The sequence below is a fragment of the Streptomyces sp. NPDC092369 genome (assembly GCF_044755245.1).
In the GTDB taxonomy this organism is placed as follows: domain Bacteria; phylum Actinomycetota; class Actinomycetes; order Streptomycetales; family Streptomycetaceae; genus Streptomyces.
The window spans coordinates 928718-944227 of record NZ_JBIVQP010000004.1 but is presented as its reverse complement, the minus strand read 5'-3'; the positions used below and the strand labels follow the sequence as shown (position 1 = coordinate 944227).

General features: G+C 69.3%; 15 protein-coding genes. 5 read left to right on the top strand and 10 right to left on the bottom strand.

Annotated features, from left to right (window positions below; translation table 11 throughout):
* Positions 1–141: 141 nt before the first annotated feature.
* Entirely contained in the window at positions 142–807 is a 666-nt protein-coding gene (locus ACIQI8_RS28260; protein ID WP_402355941.1) for a hypothetical protein, read from the bottom strand.
* A 447-nt stretch (positions 808–1254) separates the two neighbouring features.
* Here ACIQI8_RS28260 and ACIQI8_RS28255 point away from each other — a divergent pair, with 447 nt between their 5' ends.
* From ACIQI8_RS28255 to ACIQI8_RS28245, 3 genes are all read left to right on the top strand, one after another.
* Positions 1255–2115, top strand: a complete 861-nt coding sequence (locus ACIQI8_RS28255; RefSeq protein WP_402355938.1) for a helix-turn-helix domain-containing protein — start codon at positions 1255–1257, stop codon at positions 2113–2115.
* Complete coding sequence (locus ACIQI8_RS28250) at positions 2102–2962, top strand: oxidoreductase (protein ID WP_402355935.1); 861 nt, start codon at positions 2102–2104, stop codon at positions 2960–2962. Before ACIQI8_RS28255 ends, ACIQI8_RS28250 begins: the two co-directional genes overlap by 14 nt.
* Positions 2963–3131: 169 nt before the next feature.
* Positions 3132–4055, top strand: coding sequence for a GNAT family N-acetyltransferase (locus ACIQI8_RS28245; protein WP_402355932.1), 924 nt, complete (start codon positions 3132–3134; stop codon positions 4053–4055).
* Here ACIQI8_RS28245 and ACIQI8_RS28240 read toward each other — a convergent pair.
* Positions 4042–4578, bottom strand: coding sequence for a GNAT family N-acetyltransferase (locus ACIQI8_RS28240; protein WP_402355929.1), 537 nt, complete (start codon positions 4576–4578; stop codon positions 4042–4044). The genes ACIQI8_RS28245 and ACIQI8_RS28240 overlap by 14 nt on opposite strands.
* Before the next feature lie 155 nt (positions 4579–4733).
* Here ACIQI8_RS28240 and ACIQI8_RS28235 point away from each other — a divergent pair, with 155 nt between their 5' ends.
* On the top strand, positions 4734–5357 hold the full coding sequence (locus tag ACIQI8_RS28235) for an HD domain-containing protein (protein ID WP_402355926.1): 624 nt from the start codon (positions 4734–4736) through the stop codon (positions 5355–5357).
* A gap of 160 nt (positions 5358–5517) precedes the next feature.
* Here the strand turns inward: ACIQI8_RS28235 and ACIQI8_RS28230 are convergent, their stop codons facing one another.
* From ACIQI8_RS28230 to ACIQI8_RS28205, 6 genes are all read right to left on the bottom strand, one after another.
* Positions 5518–6420, bottom strand: coding sequence for a carbohydrate ABC transporter permease (locus tag ACIQI8_RS28230; protein WP_402355923.1), 903 nt, complete (start codon positions 6418–6420; stop codon positions 5518–5520).
* Positions 6417–7340 carry a carbohydrate ABC transporter permease gene (locus ACIQI8_RS28225; protein ID WP_402355919.1) on the bottom strand — a complete coding sequence of 308 codons (924 nt, stop codon included), beginning with the start codon at positions 7338–7340 and terminating at the stop codon, positions 6417–6419. The genes ACIQI8_RS28230 and ACIQI8_RS28225 overlap by 4 nt, the downstream gene beginning before the upstream one ends.
* A gap of 105 nt (positions 7341–7445) precedes the next feature.
* Positions 7446–8753: an ABC transporter substrate-binding protein gene (locus tag ACIQI8_RS28220; RefSeq protein WP_402355916.1), complete on the bottom strand. Its 1308-nt coding sequence runs from the start codon at positions 8751–8753 to the stop codon at positions 7446–7448.
* 665 nt (positions 8754–9418) lie between these two features.
* Positions 9419–10081: a ThuA domain-containing protein gene (locus tag ACIQI8_RS28215; protein ID WP_402355913.1), complete on the bottom strand. Its 663-nt coding sequence runs from the start codon at positions 10079–10081 to the stop codon at positions 9419–9421.
* Complete coding sequence (locus tag ACIQI8_RS28210; protein WP_402355910.1) at positions 10081–11517, bottom strand: aldehyde dehydrogenase family protein; 1437 nt, start codon at positions 11515–11517, stop codon at positions 10081–10083. The genes ACIQI8_RS28215 and ACIQI8_RS28210 overlap by 1 nt, the downstream gene beginning before the upstream one ends.
* A 337-nt stretch (positions 11518–11854) precedes the next feature.
* A complete protein-coding gene (locus tag ACIQI8_RS28205; protein WP_402355907.1) occupies positions 11855–13108 on the bottom strand; it encodes an ROK family protein in 1254 nt (417 codons plus the stop codon).
* A 176-nt stretch (positions 13109–13284) separates the two neighbouring features.
* Here ACIQI8_RS28205 and ACIQI8_RS28200 point away from each other — a divergent pair, with 176 nt between their 5' ends.
* Entirely contained in the window at positions 13285–13869 is a 585-nt protein-coding gene (locus ACIQI8_RS28200) for a hypothetical protein (RefSeq protein WP_402355904.1), read from the top strand.
* Positions 13870–13900: 31 nt separating this feature from the next.
* Here ACIQI8_RS28200 and ACIQI8_RS28195 read toward each other — a convergent pair whose 3' ends face one another.
* Positions 13901–14542: a nucleotidyltransferase domain-containing protein gene (locus tag ACIQI8_RS28195; RefSeq protein WP_402355901.1), complete on the bottom strand. Its 642-nt coding sequence runs from the start codon at positions 14540–14542 to the stop codon at positions 13901–13903.
* Between the two features lie 65 nt (positions 14543–14607).
* Positions 14608–15435 carry a class I SAM-dependent methyltransferase gene (locus ACIQI8_RS28190; protein ID WP_402355899.1) on the bottom strand — a complete coding sequence of 276 codons (828 nt, stop codon included), beginning with the start codon at positions 15433–15435 and terminating at the stop codon, positions 14608–14610.
* Positions 15436–15510 lie beyond the last annotated feature (75 nt).

Genomic DNA, 15510 nt, shown 5'->3' with positions numbered 1-15510 from the left:
GTCGTGGGTCGCCCTCGGCGCCCTGGTCGGGGGGGGGAGCCGGCGCCGGGGGGGGGGGGGGGCCGGCGGGGGCGCCGCGGGGGGGGGGGGGGGGGCCGCCCCCCCCCCCCCCCCCCACGACCATCTGCCGTGCGAGCGGTGTCAGTGCTGCAAGGCCGGTGAGGCGACGGGGGCGGGCCGTGCTGCGCTGCGGTAGGTGGAGATGCCCAGGGCGAGCAGCCAGTAGCTGAGGACCGCGCCCATCAGTGCGGTGGTGCCCCAGCCGTTCGCCGCGTAGAAGTTCTCCGGGTTGTTGCCGAAGAACAAGGACGGCACGAAGAGCAGGTTGACCCCGGCCAGGACGTACGCCGAGCGGCCGGTCCAGCGCGGCAGCAGGTTCGTACGGCGGATGCCGTAGCCCACCGTGATCAGGAAGAGCGCGAGCATGAGGCGACCGATCGATCCGTAGAGGATGTAGGTGCCGCTGACCGTGATCGTCGGGTCGATCGGGCGGTCGGCGGCGATGACGGCGCCCGCCTCCAGGCCGCTGGAGATCAGGGTGACCGTCGCGTAGACCAACCCGGTGGCGAAGGCCATGGTGCCGACCCATTCGTAGGCGGGGTTCACGCGCTTGACCAGTTCGCGGAAGGCCGTCACGAACACGATGAGAAAGGCCAACGCGACGATTCCGATCAGTAGCCTGGCCAGGACGTTCGAGTCCGGCGGCGGCCCGGAGTAGACGAAGTACAGGGGTACTTCGACGATGAAGGCGCTCGCGGTGGCGATGCCCGCGAGACCCGTCAGGCGCCTGGCGATGGTTTCGTTCATGGGTGTCCCCCTGAGTCGTCCGAGTACGGGATTCCTCGTCGGCTCGTTGCCGACGAAGGCAACCTTGCCGTTCTCGGAGGTCCTCGTCGCTGGGCCTGGACACCGGATGAGGGGTGGCCCTACCGCCACCTCCTGCCGGTAGGAAAGTACCCAGCGAGCATCCGCACCGGGATGCGGGTGGCGACCGCGCGACCGCCGGTGGCGGTTCGCGCGGAGCCAAGCATCGGACTGTCCGTCGCTGAACTCCTGTCCGTTGGTGAGGAGTTGTCCGGTAGATCCGCCGGCGCCTCGACGGACTCGCGCGTCGCGGCTGAAGCCGACTCGCGGCGATCCCGCCGGTCGGCGAGGCCCCATCCTCGCCCTCCTCGCGGCAGCGGTTGGTGTCCTCCCCTGGGTGGGTGTGACACGGCCACCCAGTCTCCAGAACCGGCCCGTACGTTGGCAGGCATGGACAAGAACCACCGGCTGAGCAAGTTCCTGCGGGCCCGGCGGGCGCTGGTGCGCCCCGAGGACCACCAGATGCCTTCGGGGACGCGCCGCACTCCTGGTCTGCGGCGCGAGGAGGTCGCCGTCCTGGCAGGGGTGAGCACCGACTACTACGTACGGCTGGAACAGGGACGTGAGCGCAACCCCTCATCCCAGGTCCTCGGAGCGCTGGCGGCCGCACTCCTGCTGGCCGACGAGGAGGCCGCCTACCTGCGCGCGCTCGTCGACCCGCCACAGCGCGGGGAGTCCAGGCCCGTCCGGGAGTACGCCGGCCCGCAACTGGTGGCCTTGCTGGACGCCTGGCCCGACACACCGGCTCTGGTCTACGGCCGCCACCTCGACCTGCTGGCCGTCAACTCCCTGGGGGAGGCGCTGTTCTCCTGGCTCGGCAGCGAGACCAGCCTGATCACAGCGCTGTTCCTCAACCCCGCCGCACACGACTTCTACCGCGACTGGGCCGTTGTGGCGCAGGGCTGCGTGGCCGCACTGCGGGCCGCCAATCCCGCCCCTGACGACCCGCGGCTGCAGGAGCTGGTGGGCGAACTCGCCGTGCGCAGCCACGACTTCGCCCGCATGTGGGGACGCCACGAAGTACGGGCCAAGACGGCCTCGGCCAAACGCTTTCACCACCCGCTGGTCGGCGACCTGACCCTGAACTTCGAGACCTTCTCCGTCCACAGCGCGCCCGGCCAGCACCTGGTGGTCTACCGAGCCGACCCCGACAGCCCCGCCGAACAGTCACTCGCCCTGCTGGGCAGCTTCAGCCTCACCGAATCCCCCGACGCACACTACGAAGGACACATCTCGCATGACCTCCCCTGACTCCCCCGTCTGGTTCATCACCGGCTGCTCCTCCGGCCTGGGCCGCGCCCTGGCCCGCGCAGTCCTCGAACGCGGCTGGCGGGCGGTGGTGACGGCCCGCAACCCCGCCAAGGCCGCCGACGTCGTCGCCGGACACGAGGAACGCGCCCTCGTCCTGGCACTGGACGTCACCGACCCGGAGCAGACCGGCCACGCGGTCGCCGAGGCGGAGGCCGCCTTCGGGCGCATCGACGTACTGGTCAACAACGCGGGCTACGGCTACCTCGCCGCCGTCGAGGAGGGCGAGGACGACGAGATCCGCGCACTGTTCGACACGAACGTCTTCGGCCTGGTGGACACCACCAGAGCGGTCCTGCCCGGTATGCGAGCCCGTCGCTCCGGCCACATCGTGAACATGTCCTCCCTCGGCGGCCTGGTCGCCTTCGGAGCCACCGGCTACTACCACGCCAGCAAGTTCGCCGTGGAGGGTCTCTCCGAGTCCCTCGCCGCCGAGGTCACCCCACTCGGCATCAAGGTCACGATCGTCGAACCCGCCGCGTTCCGCACCGACTGGTCCGGGCCCTCCATGCGCCAGTCCGCCACCACCATCGCCGACTACGCCGCCACCGCGGGCACGCGACGCAGGAGCACCTTGGCCACCTACGGCCACCAGCCCGGGGACCCGGCCCGCGCCGCGCAAGCCGTCATCGACGCGGTCACGGCCGAACAACCCCCACTCCGCCTCCTGTTGGGCAAGGCGGCATACGACATCGCCACCACCAGGCTCGACTCACTCAGGACCGCCTTCGACAGCTGGCGAGAGGTGACTCTCAGCGCCGACTTCCCCACGCAGCACACCGCAAGCTGACAACTGCGGAGTCGGAGCGGTTCGCACGAGTCTCGTCCCGAAGCTCGCCCGACACGGCCGCGAGCGACTCGGTCTGCCGCACAACTCTCAACGGCCTTCGCCTGTCGCTCTGGTGGCGGGTCAGATATTCGGGTCGACACGAAAGTACGGATGACGCAGGGTTCATCTCATGTCTGATCTCTCCCCACAGTGGTTGCCGATGGGTTACCGCACCCGATCGGCAACCATCGCCGACGCCAGGGAAATTCATCGCTTGGTCACCGCGTGCGAGCACGAGCTGCACGCCCGGGCCACAACCGGCGTCGACGGCATCGCCGCCGATCTCCGCCCGTCCGGACTGGAGTTGCAGGTCGACACGGTGCTCATCAGCGACTCCAGCGGAGAGTTGGCCGGCTGGGGCTGGGTGCGGGGGCGGCGGTCCACGGTCGACGTCCACCCCGATCACCGGGGGCGGGGTCTTGGCAGATCGCTTCTCGCCTGGGCCGAGGCACGGGCCCGGCACGTGGGCAGTGATCGGCTTGCCCAGACGGTCTCGGACAGCGATGAGGCGACCATCGCACTCCTACGGTCAAGTGGGTACTCCCCGCTCGTCACCGAGTGGCTGTTGGAGATCGAGATGCCCATCGAACCGGTGGTGCCCGCACCGCCGGAAGGTGTCACGGTCCGACCGTTCCGGTCCGGCGACGGGCCGGCGGCACATCAGCTCACCGAGGACGCGTTCGACGAGTGGCAGCAGCGGCGGAAGTCCTACGAGGAGTGGGCCCGGCACACGGTCGAACGGGCGACGTTCGAACCGGCGGCATCGCCGCTCGCTTTCGCAGGCGACCAGTTGGTCGGCGCGGTGCTGTCGCTGGACGTCCCCGGCAACGACGAGGGATATGTCGAGCGGGTCGCGGTACGAAGTGACCACCGCAACCGGGGTATCGCCCGCATGCTGCTGCAGGAGGCGTTCCGCGCGTTCTACCTCCAAGGAAAGCGGACCTGCACACTGTGGACGCACTCGGCCACTGGAGCGCTGTCGCTGTACGAGCGGATCGGCATGACGGTGCAGCGCAGTTCCACGGTCTACAGCAAGACACTCACCACGACGTGACCGGCGACCACATCCCGAGCCACTGCTCGGCGTCCCAGGCCTCGAACCGCTCCACCTCGGTGAACCCCAGCTTCGCCGCGAGACGCATCGAGCCGGCGTTGGCGCTCTGGGTGGTGAGGACCACCGGCTCGCCGGGAAACTGACCGGTGAGCCAGTCGAGTGCCGCCGTGCACGCCTCGGTGGCGTACCCGAAGCCCCACGCCCGCGGCAGGAACAGGTAGCCGAGGTCGGCCTTCCCCTCGGCGGCGGCGCTACGGTGCCCGGTCGCTCTCCTGAGCAGGATCAGGCCGATCATCGACCCGTCGAGATCAACGACGAAGTTGCCGGGCCGTCGCTCGGGCACATGTGGAATCTCGCGCTCAAGCTCGGCACGCGGCCGGGGACCACCGAGGTAGGCGTGCACCTCCGGCGAGGCGAGCAGTTCGACGAACGCCGCACGGTCCCGGGCCTCGGGCGCACGGAGCACGAGCCTCTTGGTCCGGATCGGTTCAGGCGGCCAAGCGACGGATTCCAGATCTTCCATCGCCGTACGCTAACAGGCGCTCATCCAACTCAACGGGGTCCCCGCTCAACCAAGTTGGCTGCCCGGGCAACTCGACGCGAGCCCATGACCACCCTGCCAGGATCCGACCCTCGAGGCCGCGTCCCCACGACGACCGCAACCGCTACCCTGTCGCGGTGACGACCTCGCGAGTGCTTTCGATCGCCCTCCAGGACACCGATCAACCCCCGCTTCGTCCGCTGCCTGTCGAAGCGGCCGATCTGCTTCACGAAGTCGAGGCTCCACCGCGCCTGGTCGCACACCTGCGGGCAGTTCACGACGTCGCGGGGCAACTCCTCGAATGGATCGCCGCGCGCGACCTCGATCTGGGCATCAACCCGAAGGCAGTTCTCTTCGGAGCCGCCACCCACGACATCGGAAAGACCCTGCACCCCGCCGAGTTGTCCGCTCCCGGGTCACAGCACGAGGACGCCGGCCGTGAGCTGCTCATCGCCAGAGGCGTCGACTTCGCCATGGCACGCTTCGCCGCAACACACGCCGCCTGGACCACCGATGACGCGGGGACCGAGGACCTCCTGGTCAGCCTGGCCGACAAGATCTGGAAGAACAAGCGGGTCCCCGAACTCGAAGACCTCGTCGTCGCCCGGCTCTCAGCGGCGAGCGGAAGGCCGGTCTGGGAGGAGTTCCTCGACCTGGACAGCGTGCTCGCCCGCATCGGTGACCAGGCCGACGAACGCCTCGCCTACCAGATGTCCTACCCGACAGCGGCCCTCGACGGCCGTACCTCCCCGCCGCGCTGACGACATGGTCAGCCCAGAACGAAGCGGTTCTCCGCGCACGTGGCAACACCGCCGAACTACGGCCCTCCCCGCAAGACGGCCGGCCCAAGAACAGGATCGTCGTCCCGGGCACGAACAACTGATGCGACCGTCCCGAAGCCAACTCACCAACCGGTGACCGTCACTTCAACCCTCCGGTCACCAGGTCGATGCGCCAGTACCGCTGCAGGGACAGGAAGAGCGCGATGACAGGGATGACGGACAGCAGCGTGCCGGTGATCACGAGGGAGTACAGGGATGCCTGGTTGGCGCCGTGGCGCAGGAGGCTGTACAGGCCGACCGTCAGTGGGAACTTGTCGTCGCTCGTCACCATGACGAAGGGCAGCAGGAAGTTGTTCCAGATGACGATGAACTGGAGCAGGAAGACGGTGATCAGCCCGGGCGCCATCAGCCGCAGCCCGATCGCCGAGAACATCCGCCACTCGCTCGCCCCGTCCATCCGCCCGGCGTCGAGCAGCGAGTCGGGGACGGAGGCGGCGGCGTAGATGCGGCACAGGTAGATGCCGTACGGGTTGAAGAGTTGGGGCAGGATCACCGCCGGGTAGCTGTCGGTGATGCCGACGCGGGCCAGCAGCAGGTACTGCGGCACCGCCAGCACGACCTGCGGCAGCAGGACGCCCGCCAGGATCGTCTTGAACAGCACGTTGCGGCCCCGGAATTCGTACTTGGCGATGGCGTAGCCGGTCGCCGCCGAGACCGCGGTGGCCACGAGCCCGCCGACTCCCGCGTAGAGGAAGCTGTTGAACATCCAGTGCCAGAACACGCCCGAGTCGTACGAGGAGAGGTCGGCGATGTTGTCCACCAGGCCCGAGCCGAACGACGGCAGGTAGGTCGCGGTGGAGAACAGCTCGCTGCGCGACTTGGTGGACGCGATCAGGATCCACAGCGTCGGCACCAGACAGTAGACGGCGCCGAGGAGCAGTACGGCGGTGGGCAGCAGAGCGATGCCTCGGCTGCGGGGTCCTTCGGTCCCGGTGGCGGTCACCGGGGGCGCCGCGGGACGGGCGGGTGAGTCGATCGTCATCGCTGCTCCTTGCCCAGGGCTCCGGCGGCACCCCAGCGGGTCTGGGCGAGGCGCCCGACGAGCAGGGAAACGGCGAGGATGCCGGCCGCGAAGACGATCGAGGTGGCCGCCGCAAGGTGGATGTCGGAGTCGACGAACGCGTCGGTGTAGATCTTCATCAGGGGGACCCAGGTCAGGGAGATGGCGTTCGACAGCGGCTGCAGCGTGTTGGGCTCGTTGAACAGCTGCAGGGCGGCGAGCACGGTGAACAGGGTGCACATGGCGATGGCGGGGCGGATCAGCGGGACCTTCACCCGTAGTGCGATCTGGAGTTCCGAGGCCCCGTCGATCCTGGCGGCCTCATAGATCTCCGGCGGCAGCCCGCGCAGGGACGTGTACATCACCACCATGTTGAAGCCCACCGCGCCCCACACCGCGATGTTCGCGACCGAGACATAGACCATCGAGGTGCCGAAGAAGTCGACGTCCCGCCCGCCGATGGGGCTGGTCGCGGGCAGATAGAGAAAGCCCCACAGGAGGGTGGCGATGACACCAGGCACCGCGTACGGAAGGAAGATCGCCAGGCGGGTGAACCGGGTGAAGCGGGCTCGGGCCGTGTCCAGGAGGAGTGCGAACAGCAGGGCGAGGAGCACGGTCGCCGGTACGGTGATCGCGCCGACGAGCAGCATGCGCAGCACGCTGTGCCACAGCTCGGAGTCATGGATCACGGCGGAGTAGTTGTCCAGACCCGCGAAGACCGTTCTGCTGCCGGTGCCCAGCAGGCCTCCGCTGACCTTGCGCTGCTGGAAGCTGAGGAGCAGCGCGTAGGCCCCGGGGGCGACCACGAACAGCAGGAGGAGCAGGGTCGCGGGCAGGACCAGCAGATAGGGCAGCCGGCTCTGGCCCGCCCTGCGGTTCCGCCGCGAAGTGCTTGTCGCCATCGACGTGTCGTCCCCATCGGATGAGTGGCTGGTTCGGTGGGTGATGCCGGTTCGGTCGCCCGGCGCGGGCGTCAGGGAGGCGCGCCGGGCGACCTGGTCACCGGGTCAGTGGAGGGTGAACCCGAGCTTCTTCATACCGGCGGTCGTGTTGTTCTGCATGGTGTCGAGCGCACCGGTGAACGACTTGCCCGACTGGAGCGCCGCGCCGAAGCTGTCCCGGTACGCCGAGAAGGTCACCGTGACGTTGGGACCCCACATCGAGTAACTGCGGGCGCCCGGTGCCACCTTGCTCACCTGCGCGTAGTAGTCCGGCTGGTTCGGGAAGAAGGCCGGCGGCTGGTCGAGGATCGGCAGGGCGCGGCCCGAGGTCGAGGCCGGGTAGATGTTGATGTTCTTGACCTGGGCCGTCACCGCCTTGGCGTCGGTGTTCAGCCAGCTCGCGAACTGCGCGGCCTCGGCGGGGTGTTTGGAGTCGGCGGTGACCGTGATGGCCGAACCGCCCCAGATGCCGGTGGTGTTGTCGCCCGCCGTCCAGGCCGGCAGCGGCGCGGCGGTCCACTTTCCCTTGGTCGAGGGGGCGATGCCGCCGATCTGGGCCGGGGCCCAGGCTCCGGAGATCCAGGTGAGGAGGGTGCCGTTGTTCATCTCCTTGTTCCACTGGGGGGAGAAGGAGGGGTTCTTCTTCACCAGCCCCTTGTCGACCAGACCCTGCCAGTAGTCGGCGACCTTGTCGCTGGCCGTGCCGTTGATGTCCACGTGCCAGGAGTCGCCCTGGGTGGTCCACCAGTCGGCTCCCGCCTGCTGGGTGAGGCCGGTGAACCAGCCGGGGTCGGCGGCGTCGAAGTTGGTCATCGAGGCGTTGGGCGCCTTGGTGTGCAGTTGCGTGGCCACCTGCTCGTACTCCTGCCAGGTGGTGGGCACCTTCAGGCCGTACTTCTTGAACAGGTCGGCCCGGTAGAACATCATCAGCGGCGCGAAGTCCTGCGGGATGCCGTAGACCTTGCCCTGGAAGCGGGTCTGGGCCAGCGTCGCGTCGTCGAAGTCCGTGACCGCCTTCTTCGTCTCGGCGGTGATGTCGCGGATCACGCCGTTCGCCACCAGCCCGGGCAGCGATTGGTACTCGACCTTCGCGATGTCGGGGGCGGTCTGGGCCTGGTGCGCGGTGATCATCTTGCTGACGAGCTGGTCACCGCCGGCCGGGTTGCTGAGGGCGATCTGGATGTCGGGGTGGGTCGAGTTCCACAGGGCGACGACCTTGTCCATGCCCGGGTCCCAGGCCCACATGGTGAGGCGGACCTTGCCGCCCTTCGATGCCGAACCGCTGTCGGATCCCCCGTCCCCGCCACCGCAGGCGGCGAGAACCAGGGTGGCGGCCAGCGTGGCGCCTGCGACTGCGACGAATCTGGTCTTCATGGGCCAGTCTCACTTTCGTGCCAGAAGAGGGCCTGTGACCCGAGCCCAGGGCCGACCCGAGTCGACCGGCTCCGACTTTGACTGCGACTTAAGCTAAGTCGCAGTGGAGGCGGGGTCAATACGAGTGACGTACCGATTCACGACGTGTCGATTTCTTTATGAGTCGATTTCTCCGCCATCGGCGTCCGCTCCTGGTGGTGGACACAGGGGCCTGCTCGTGAAGCAAGGCTTCCGGCCCCTGCACCGTACGCGCCGGGACGCCCGGGAAGGATCACCGAAAGGTTACAGATCAGGTTGATACGGACAGCGAGCCGTAATCCACCGGGCGAGAGAGGAGCCGGCTCGCCGCCGAGCGAGCCGGCGATGTGCGGGGTCAGCACCACGTTGGGCAACTCCCACAACGGTGAGGCGGCGTCCGCAGTACATCCAGGTCTTCGGTGAGCAGGATGTCGGCGTGAGCGAGCGCGGCATGCGCGCGGGCGAGTGGAATTCTCCGAGCGGCGGCCCCGGCTCGGCCTCACAGCGCGCCTCCGGGCGGGCGCGGACTTCGTGGGGGAAGAGTCGGTCGGGGAGGTGTTTGTCCATGGCCTGCAGGACGACCGGCCGCGCGAGCCCTGGTTGCCCGTCCGGCGGGGTCTCGCCGCAAGGGCGCACACCCCGCCCGCTCAGCGCGCCGCCCAGATCAGTCCGCGCCGGGTGAGCTCCCGTACCGTCGGCTCGCGCAGGTCGTCCGGTCGGTGCCCCACGGCGGAGAAGAAGATGCGCCCCCTCCCCCACTGTCTGGTCCAGGCGACGGGCATGTCGACCGGCCGTTCGCCCTGTCCTGCGGATCCCGGCTCGACCGTGGTGGATGCCAGTACCGTGCTGAACGCGTCGGTCAGCATCCAGTACTGCTCAGTGATCACCGTCGTGTCGGGCAGCCCGGCGACGATCGGGTGCTCCCGGTGTTCCGGCTCGATCCGGACCCGGTATTCCAGGAACTCCGCCGGGTGGTGCAGGAACAGGCCGCCGACCATGCGCAGGTACGCGGGTGAGTCCTGGAACGTCGCCACGACGCCGCCGTGCCAGCCCGCGAAGCCGGTGCCCGCCTCGACGGCCGACACGAGCCCCGCGCACTGCTCCTCGGTCAGCCGTCCCTCGCTCCAGCACTGCACCACGAGGTCGGTCCGCGCCATGAGATCGGCGTCGGCATAGGCCTCCAGGTCCTCCCTTACGGTGACCACGAATCCGGCGTCGGCCAGTGCGGGCAGGAACAGGTCGGTGCACTCCCGTGGGGCATGCCCTTCCCAGCCGCCGCGCACCACCAGCGCCGTACGAGCCGCCGTCATCAACGGGTCGCGGGGTCGGCGGTCCAGGCCGGCAGGGTGAGCGGGGCGCGTTGGACGCCGATCCACTGGCGTTTGGTGAAGCCCGTCATCTGATCGTCTGCGCCGTGCCGGGCGTGGGCGTCGTTGACGTGCACCTCGCCCGCGTCCAAGCGCTCGGCGACCGACAGGCCGCGCATGAGGTCGGCGGAGAAGACCGAGTTCATCAGCATGGGCAGCCCGTTGGCCACGGCCACCGCTTCCTCCTGGTCGTCCACGACCGTGACCGGGAGGACCGGGCCGAAGATCTCCTCGGTGAAGGCCGGCATCCCGGGCGTCACCTTCGCCAGCACGGTGGGCCGGTAGAACAGCCCGTCACGGCCGTCGAACGTGCCGCCGGTGAGCACCTCCGCGCCCATCTCCACCGACGCCGTCACGAGGGCGTGCACGCGGTCGCGCTGGCGGGTGCTGATCAGGGGGCCCAGGTCCGCCGTACCGCTCATGGGGTCGCCGACGCGCAGGGCGGCGGCTCGGCGGGTGAGGGCGTCGACGTAGCGGTCCGCCACTGCCCGGGTGACGATGTGGCGGCTGGCGCTGATGCAGGTCTGCCCCTGGTATTCGAGCGAGGCGACCATGGCGCATGAGGCGGCGAGGTCGATGTCGGCGTCGTCGAGGACCAAGAAGGCGTTGCTGCCGCCGAGTTCGAGCCGGATCGGCCGCAGGGTGGTGGCGGCGGAGGCCGCGATGGCGAGGCCGACCTCGCGGGATCCGGTGAAGTCCATCAGGTCCAGGCCGGCGTGTTCGGCGAGCGCGTGCCCCGCGTCGAGGCCGTCGCCGGGCACCACGTTGAGGACGCCCGGCGGCAGTCCGGCCGCCTCGGCCGCCTCGGCGAGCACCTGGCCGCCGATGATCGGGGTGAGTTCGGCGGGCTTGAGCACGACGGTGTTGCCGAAGGCCAGCGCCGGCGCGACCGCCCGCATGGCCAGGTTGACCGGGTAGTTCCAGGGGGTGATCACGCCGATCACCCCGAGCGGCACTGCGCGGGACATCGAGAGCTTGCCCGCCTTGTACGGGGGCAGCAGGTCGCCGGCGTTCTCGCTCGCCTGGATCATGGAGATCCGCAGTTGCCGGATACCGGTGGACACCTCGTCCTCGGCCTTGTCCCGCACCCCACCGGTCTCGCGCATGCTCTGCTCGACCAGCTCCGCGTAGTGCGCCTGGAGAAAGTCGGCCATACGACCGAGATGGGCAGCGCGCTCGGGAGCACTCAGCGCCGCCCAAGCCGGCTGTGCGGCACGGGCCGCGGCCACCGCCCGCCCGACATCCGCGGCCCCACCGAGGGCATACGTACCGATCACGGCACCCGTGGCCTTCTCCACGACGTCGGCGGTACGCCCTGAGGAGGCCGAGCGGAACGTTCCGTCGATGTAGAGCCGGGCTGCGGGGAACTGAGACGTCATGAAGACTCCACGGAAGTCAGGAGACTTTGGCTACGACTTAAACTAAGAGGCAACAGTCATTGGCGTCAACCAGTCCGGGTGCGAGCGAGCCGGGTTGTGGGCCCGGTCAGGACGGCACCGGGCTGTGCGGCGGGTTCGCGGTGGCTTCGCAGTGAGGGCGCGGGGGGGTTCGCGGTGGCTTCGCAGTGAGGGCGTGGGGGGTTCGCGGCCTGTTCGGAAGGGCGATTGGGCAGGGCGATTCGGGACGGGTTTCGCGGCAGGGCTGTACCAAGGCTTCCGCGCCGGGACTACGCACAGGCCTCGGCGCCGGGGCTATGCCCAGGCCTCGGCGCCGGGGCTATGCCCAGGCCTCGGCGCCGGCCTCCAGCCCGGAAACGACCCTCGGCCGTCGACCGCTCGTCGCCAGCAGGTCCGCCACCGGCAGAGTCGCCGCGCCCATCGCCACCGCCTCCTGGCCCAGGCGCCCGACCTCGATACGAGTGCGCCCGCGCAGATACGACAGTGCGTGCCGCTCGGCCGTCTCGCGCACGGTGGGCAGTACCACCCCACCCATCACCGAGCCCGCCCACCCGGAGAGCACGACGAGATCGGGGTGGAGCAGGTTGATCAGGTTGCCGATCCCGATGCCGATGTACTCCCCCACCTTCTCCAGCGTCTCCATGGCCACCGGGTCGGTCGCCGCCCGCGCCGTCAGCTCCGCGAACCGGCTCTCCGTCCCTGCGGAATGGAACGGCTGACTGCCCAGCGTGGCCTGGTAACGGTGCAGGATGGCCTCCGCCCCGACGTACGCCTCCAGGCAGCCCCGTGAGCCGCAGCGGCAGGGCAGCCCTCCCGCGTAGATCACCGTATGCCCCCACTCGATCGTGGCGGGGGCAAGGCCCGCGACGCCTCCCTCCACGCCTGATCCGAGGGAGGCGCCCACGCCGACCCCGATGAGCGCGGTGACCACGCGGTCGGCGCCCCGGCCCACACCGCGCCACATCTCCGCCTGGCCCAGGGTCCGCGCGCAGTTGTCCAGCATGAGCGGTGCGGCGATCCCGGGGGCGAGCATCTCGCCGAGCGGGACGCCGGACCAGCCGAGCGTCGGCGCGTGCACGAGCGTGCGGCCGGGGATCCGCGGGTCGGGCTGGACGGCACCGGGCACGCCTACGCCGATGCCGAGCAGTTCCGCGGGATCGACGGCCGCGGCGCGGGTCACTTCGGAGATTCCCTGGAGCACCAGCGCGGCCACCGACTCGGCGTCGAGCCTGGTGTCGGCGATCGGGTAGACCTCGGAGTGGAGCACGGACAGGGTCCAGTCGAACAGGCCGATCCTGACGTGCGTCTCGCCGATGTCCACCCCGATCACGGTGCCGTAGTCCGGGCGGATCTCCAGCACCGAGCGCGGCCTGCCCCCGTCGGAGTCCTCCGAACCGCCCTCCGCGACCAGCCCCTCGGCGAGGAGTTGGGAGACGACGTTGCTCACCGTCGCCGAGCTGAGGCCGGAAGCGCGGGTCAGCCTGTTCCGGCTGGTGGGTCCCTGCACATACAGCGCGGAGAGGATGACGGACCGGTTGTGCCGCCGCAAGTCGCTCGTCGTTCTCTTCACCACGGGTTTCACATGACAAAGTGTGCCAGCCCGCGGATCCGTGCATCCTGACGCGTCCCGCTCGGCGCAGCGCACCGGTCCGGCGACGCAGCGCAGCGGGACGTCCCGGCGACTCACGCTTCCGTGCCTTGCACCGGCGCCTGTGACAAAGCGTTCGGGACCGGATGACAATCCAGCACATGGATGACGCGTTCACCCTCATTCGGCAGGCCGTCGGCGTGCTGCCCCAGGACGCCGTGGCGGACAACGGCCAGACGATCGCAGACGTGCGCGACGACATCGGACGTCAGGAATGGGAGATGGCGCTCGATGTGCTCATTGAGATCGCGGACAGCCATCCGGCGCCCATCGCCTTCTGGGAGAAACTCGCCGAGGCCGCCCGGCAGTTGATGCTGGACCGGACCCAGCGTTGGTGCCAGTGGCGGGGCTGGGAAGCCGAACACGGCACCATCCGCGCAACCTTGACTCTGCTGGGGGCCGACGAAGGCGGACGGCAGGCTGCCTTCGCGGGCGACGGCCGACTCAGACCGCTCTGGGACATCGGCAACCGCACCGCGCACGGACACCACGATCTCTACATCGCCCGGCTCTGGGTGGAGTTCGCCACGCAGCTCGGCCCCGGCGACTCAGCGGACGTACGCCTGGCTCCCCTGCAACCCGAGAGTTGGCGTCATCTCAAGCGCGGTGACGTGATCACCATGCACGAGGGCCGGCCTGTCACCGGTATCGCCGAGATCATCGAGGTCCTCCCCGCACGCGGGTGAGACAGACCGGACCGTTTCGGCGAAGCCGCCGTCATGGCCTCTCCAGTTCGGCCAGCCACGGATGTCCGGGATGCATGAGCTTCAGCCACCCGCTGAGAGCGTGGCGCCGCGTTCGGTCCAGCAGCGGCAGAACGCCGTGGAAGTCCGTCTCGTCCTTGGGCCGGGGTGCCTTCGCTTTGAACAGCAGCACCAACTCCGGTACCAGGTAAGGGATGCCGTCAGCCGTCCGCTCGATGATCGCGCCGTACGGGAGCCGCAGGCTCTGGTCCCGCCGACAGATCCACGTCCCGCCTTCGTGCGGCTCCCGGAAGACATCGAACAGGAATTGGCCGGTCGCCGGATCTCGCAGCCAGGTCTGGTGAGTGGCTTCGAGGACCTCGGTTCCCGCATTCGCCCAGACCCGTCCCGAGCCCACCGCGTCGAACGTGTACTCGGGGAAGCGGGCGCGAATCTCCGCGAACCCCGCCGCGGGCACCGCGATCTCCAGGTCGCCGTGGGGCCGCGACTGCCTGCCACAGAACAGGTCCAGCGCCCACCCTGCCGCGACGCACCAGGGCGTGCTGACGCCGTCCAACCGCTCCGCGACCTGCGCCGGCCGCCAGGCATCCGCCCACCGAGCATGCAGTTCGTCCAGATCAAAGACGGCACCGCCCTGTGGCAGGGAACCAGTCATCGTCCCGACGCCGTCCAAACCTCGCTCGTGGCCCTCAACTCGTAGCTCAGAGAAGGCTCTTGGCCTCAGTCGGCGCGCTGTCCGACGCGCAGGACGCTCAGATAGCGGCGTGATGCGCGGTCGTCCATCCGTGCGCGGATGCGCTCGGCGATGGCGTCGAGCAGGGGCTCGCGGACGTCGTGGTCCAGCTTCCGGTACAGCGACAACGAGCGGAGGTGATCGGCGAAGCCGTTCCCGTCGAACCACTGGACGGTCGGGTACCAGCGCACGATCGTCGGGCCGAACAACCCTCCAGGATCGTCGACCAGGCCCCACCCGTCGTTGGTGGTGAGCACGTCGTCCTCGAGCGGAGGATGTCCCCAGTCGGGGTTCCCGGGGCAGAACCGCTCGTGGAGGTCGGCGGTCTCGGCGTACGCCTCCGGCTCTCCCGCTCGGCGGACGACGACGTTGCCGATCAGCGCCATCCAAGCTCCCTGACGGAGGACGTCGTGCGCCCGCTGCCAGCCGATCGACGGGTCGATCCAGTGCCACGACGACGCGGCCACGAGAACATCGAAGCGACGACCGCGGTCGTCCCACTCCTCGAATGTCGACGTCTCCACGTCGACATTGCGGAAGTCGGCCAGCCGTTGCCGAGCGAGTGCGGCCATGTCCGCGCCGGGCTCGACCGCGGTCACCGAACACCCGAGCGCCGCCAGTGAGCGCGTCGCCTGACCGGTACCGCAGCCCACCTCCAGCACCGACGACCTCTCGTCCATGCCAGTGACAGCGACAAGATCCGCGAACAACTCCTCGGGATATCCCGGCCGGACACGGTCGTAGAGCTCCGCCACTTCGTTGAACACGCGGCCGAGGTCGTGTCGATTCGCGGGCAACGCTGGGTCATCGGTCACAAACGGACAAGCTACGAGGCTCACCGACGGAGACGCCACCGGTTTACCAGTGACAGTGGACGGGTGGCGCGCGCT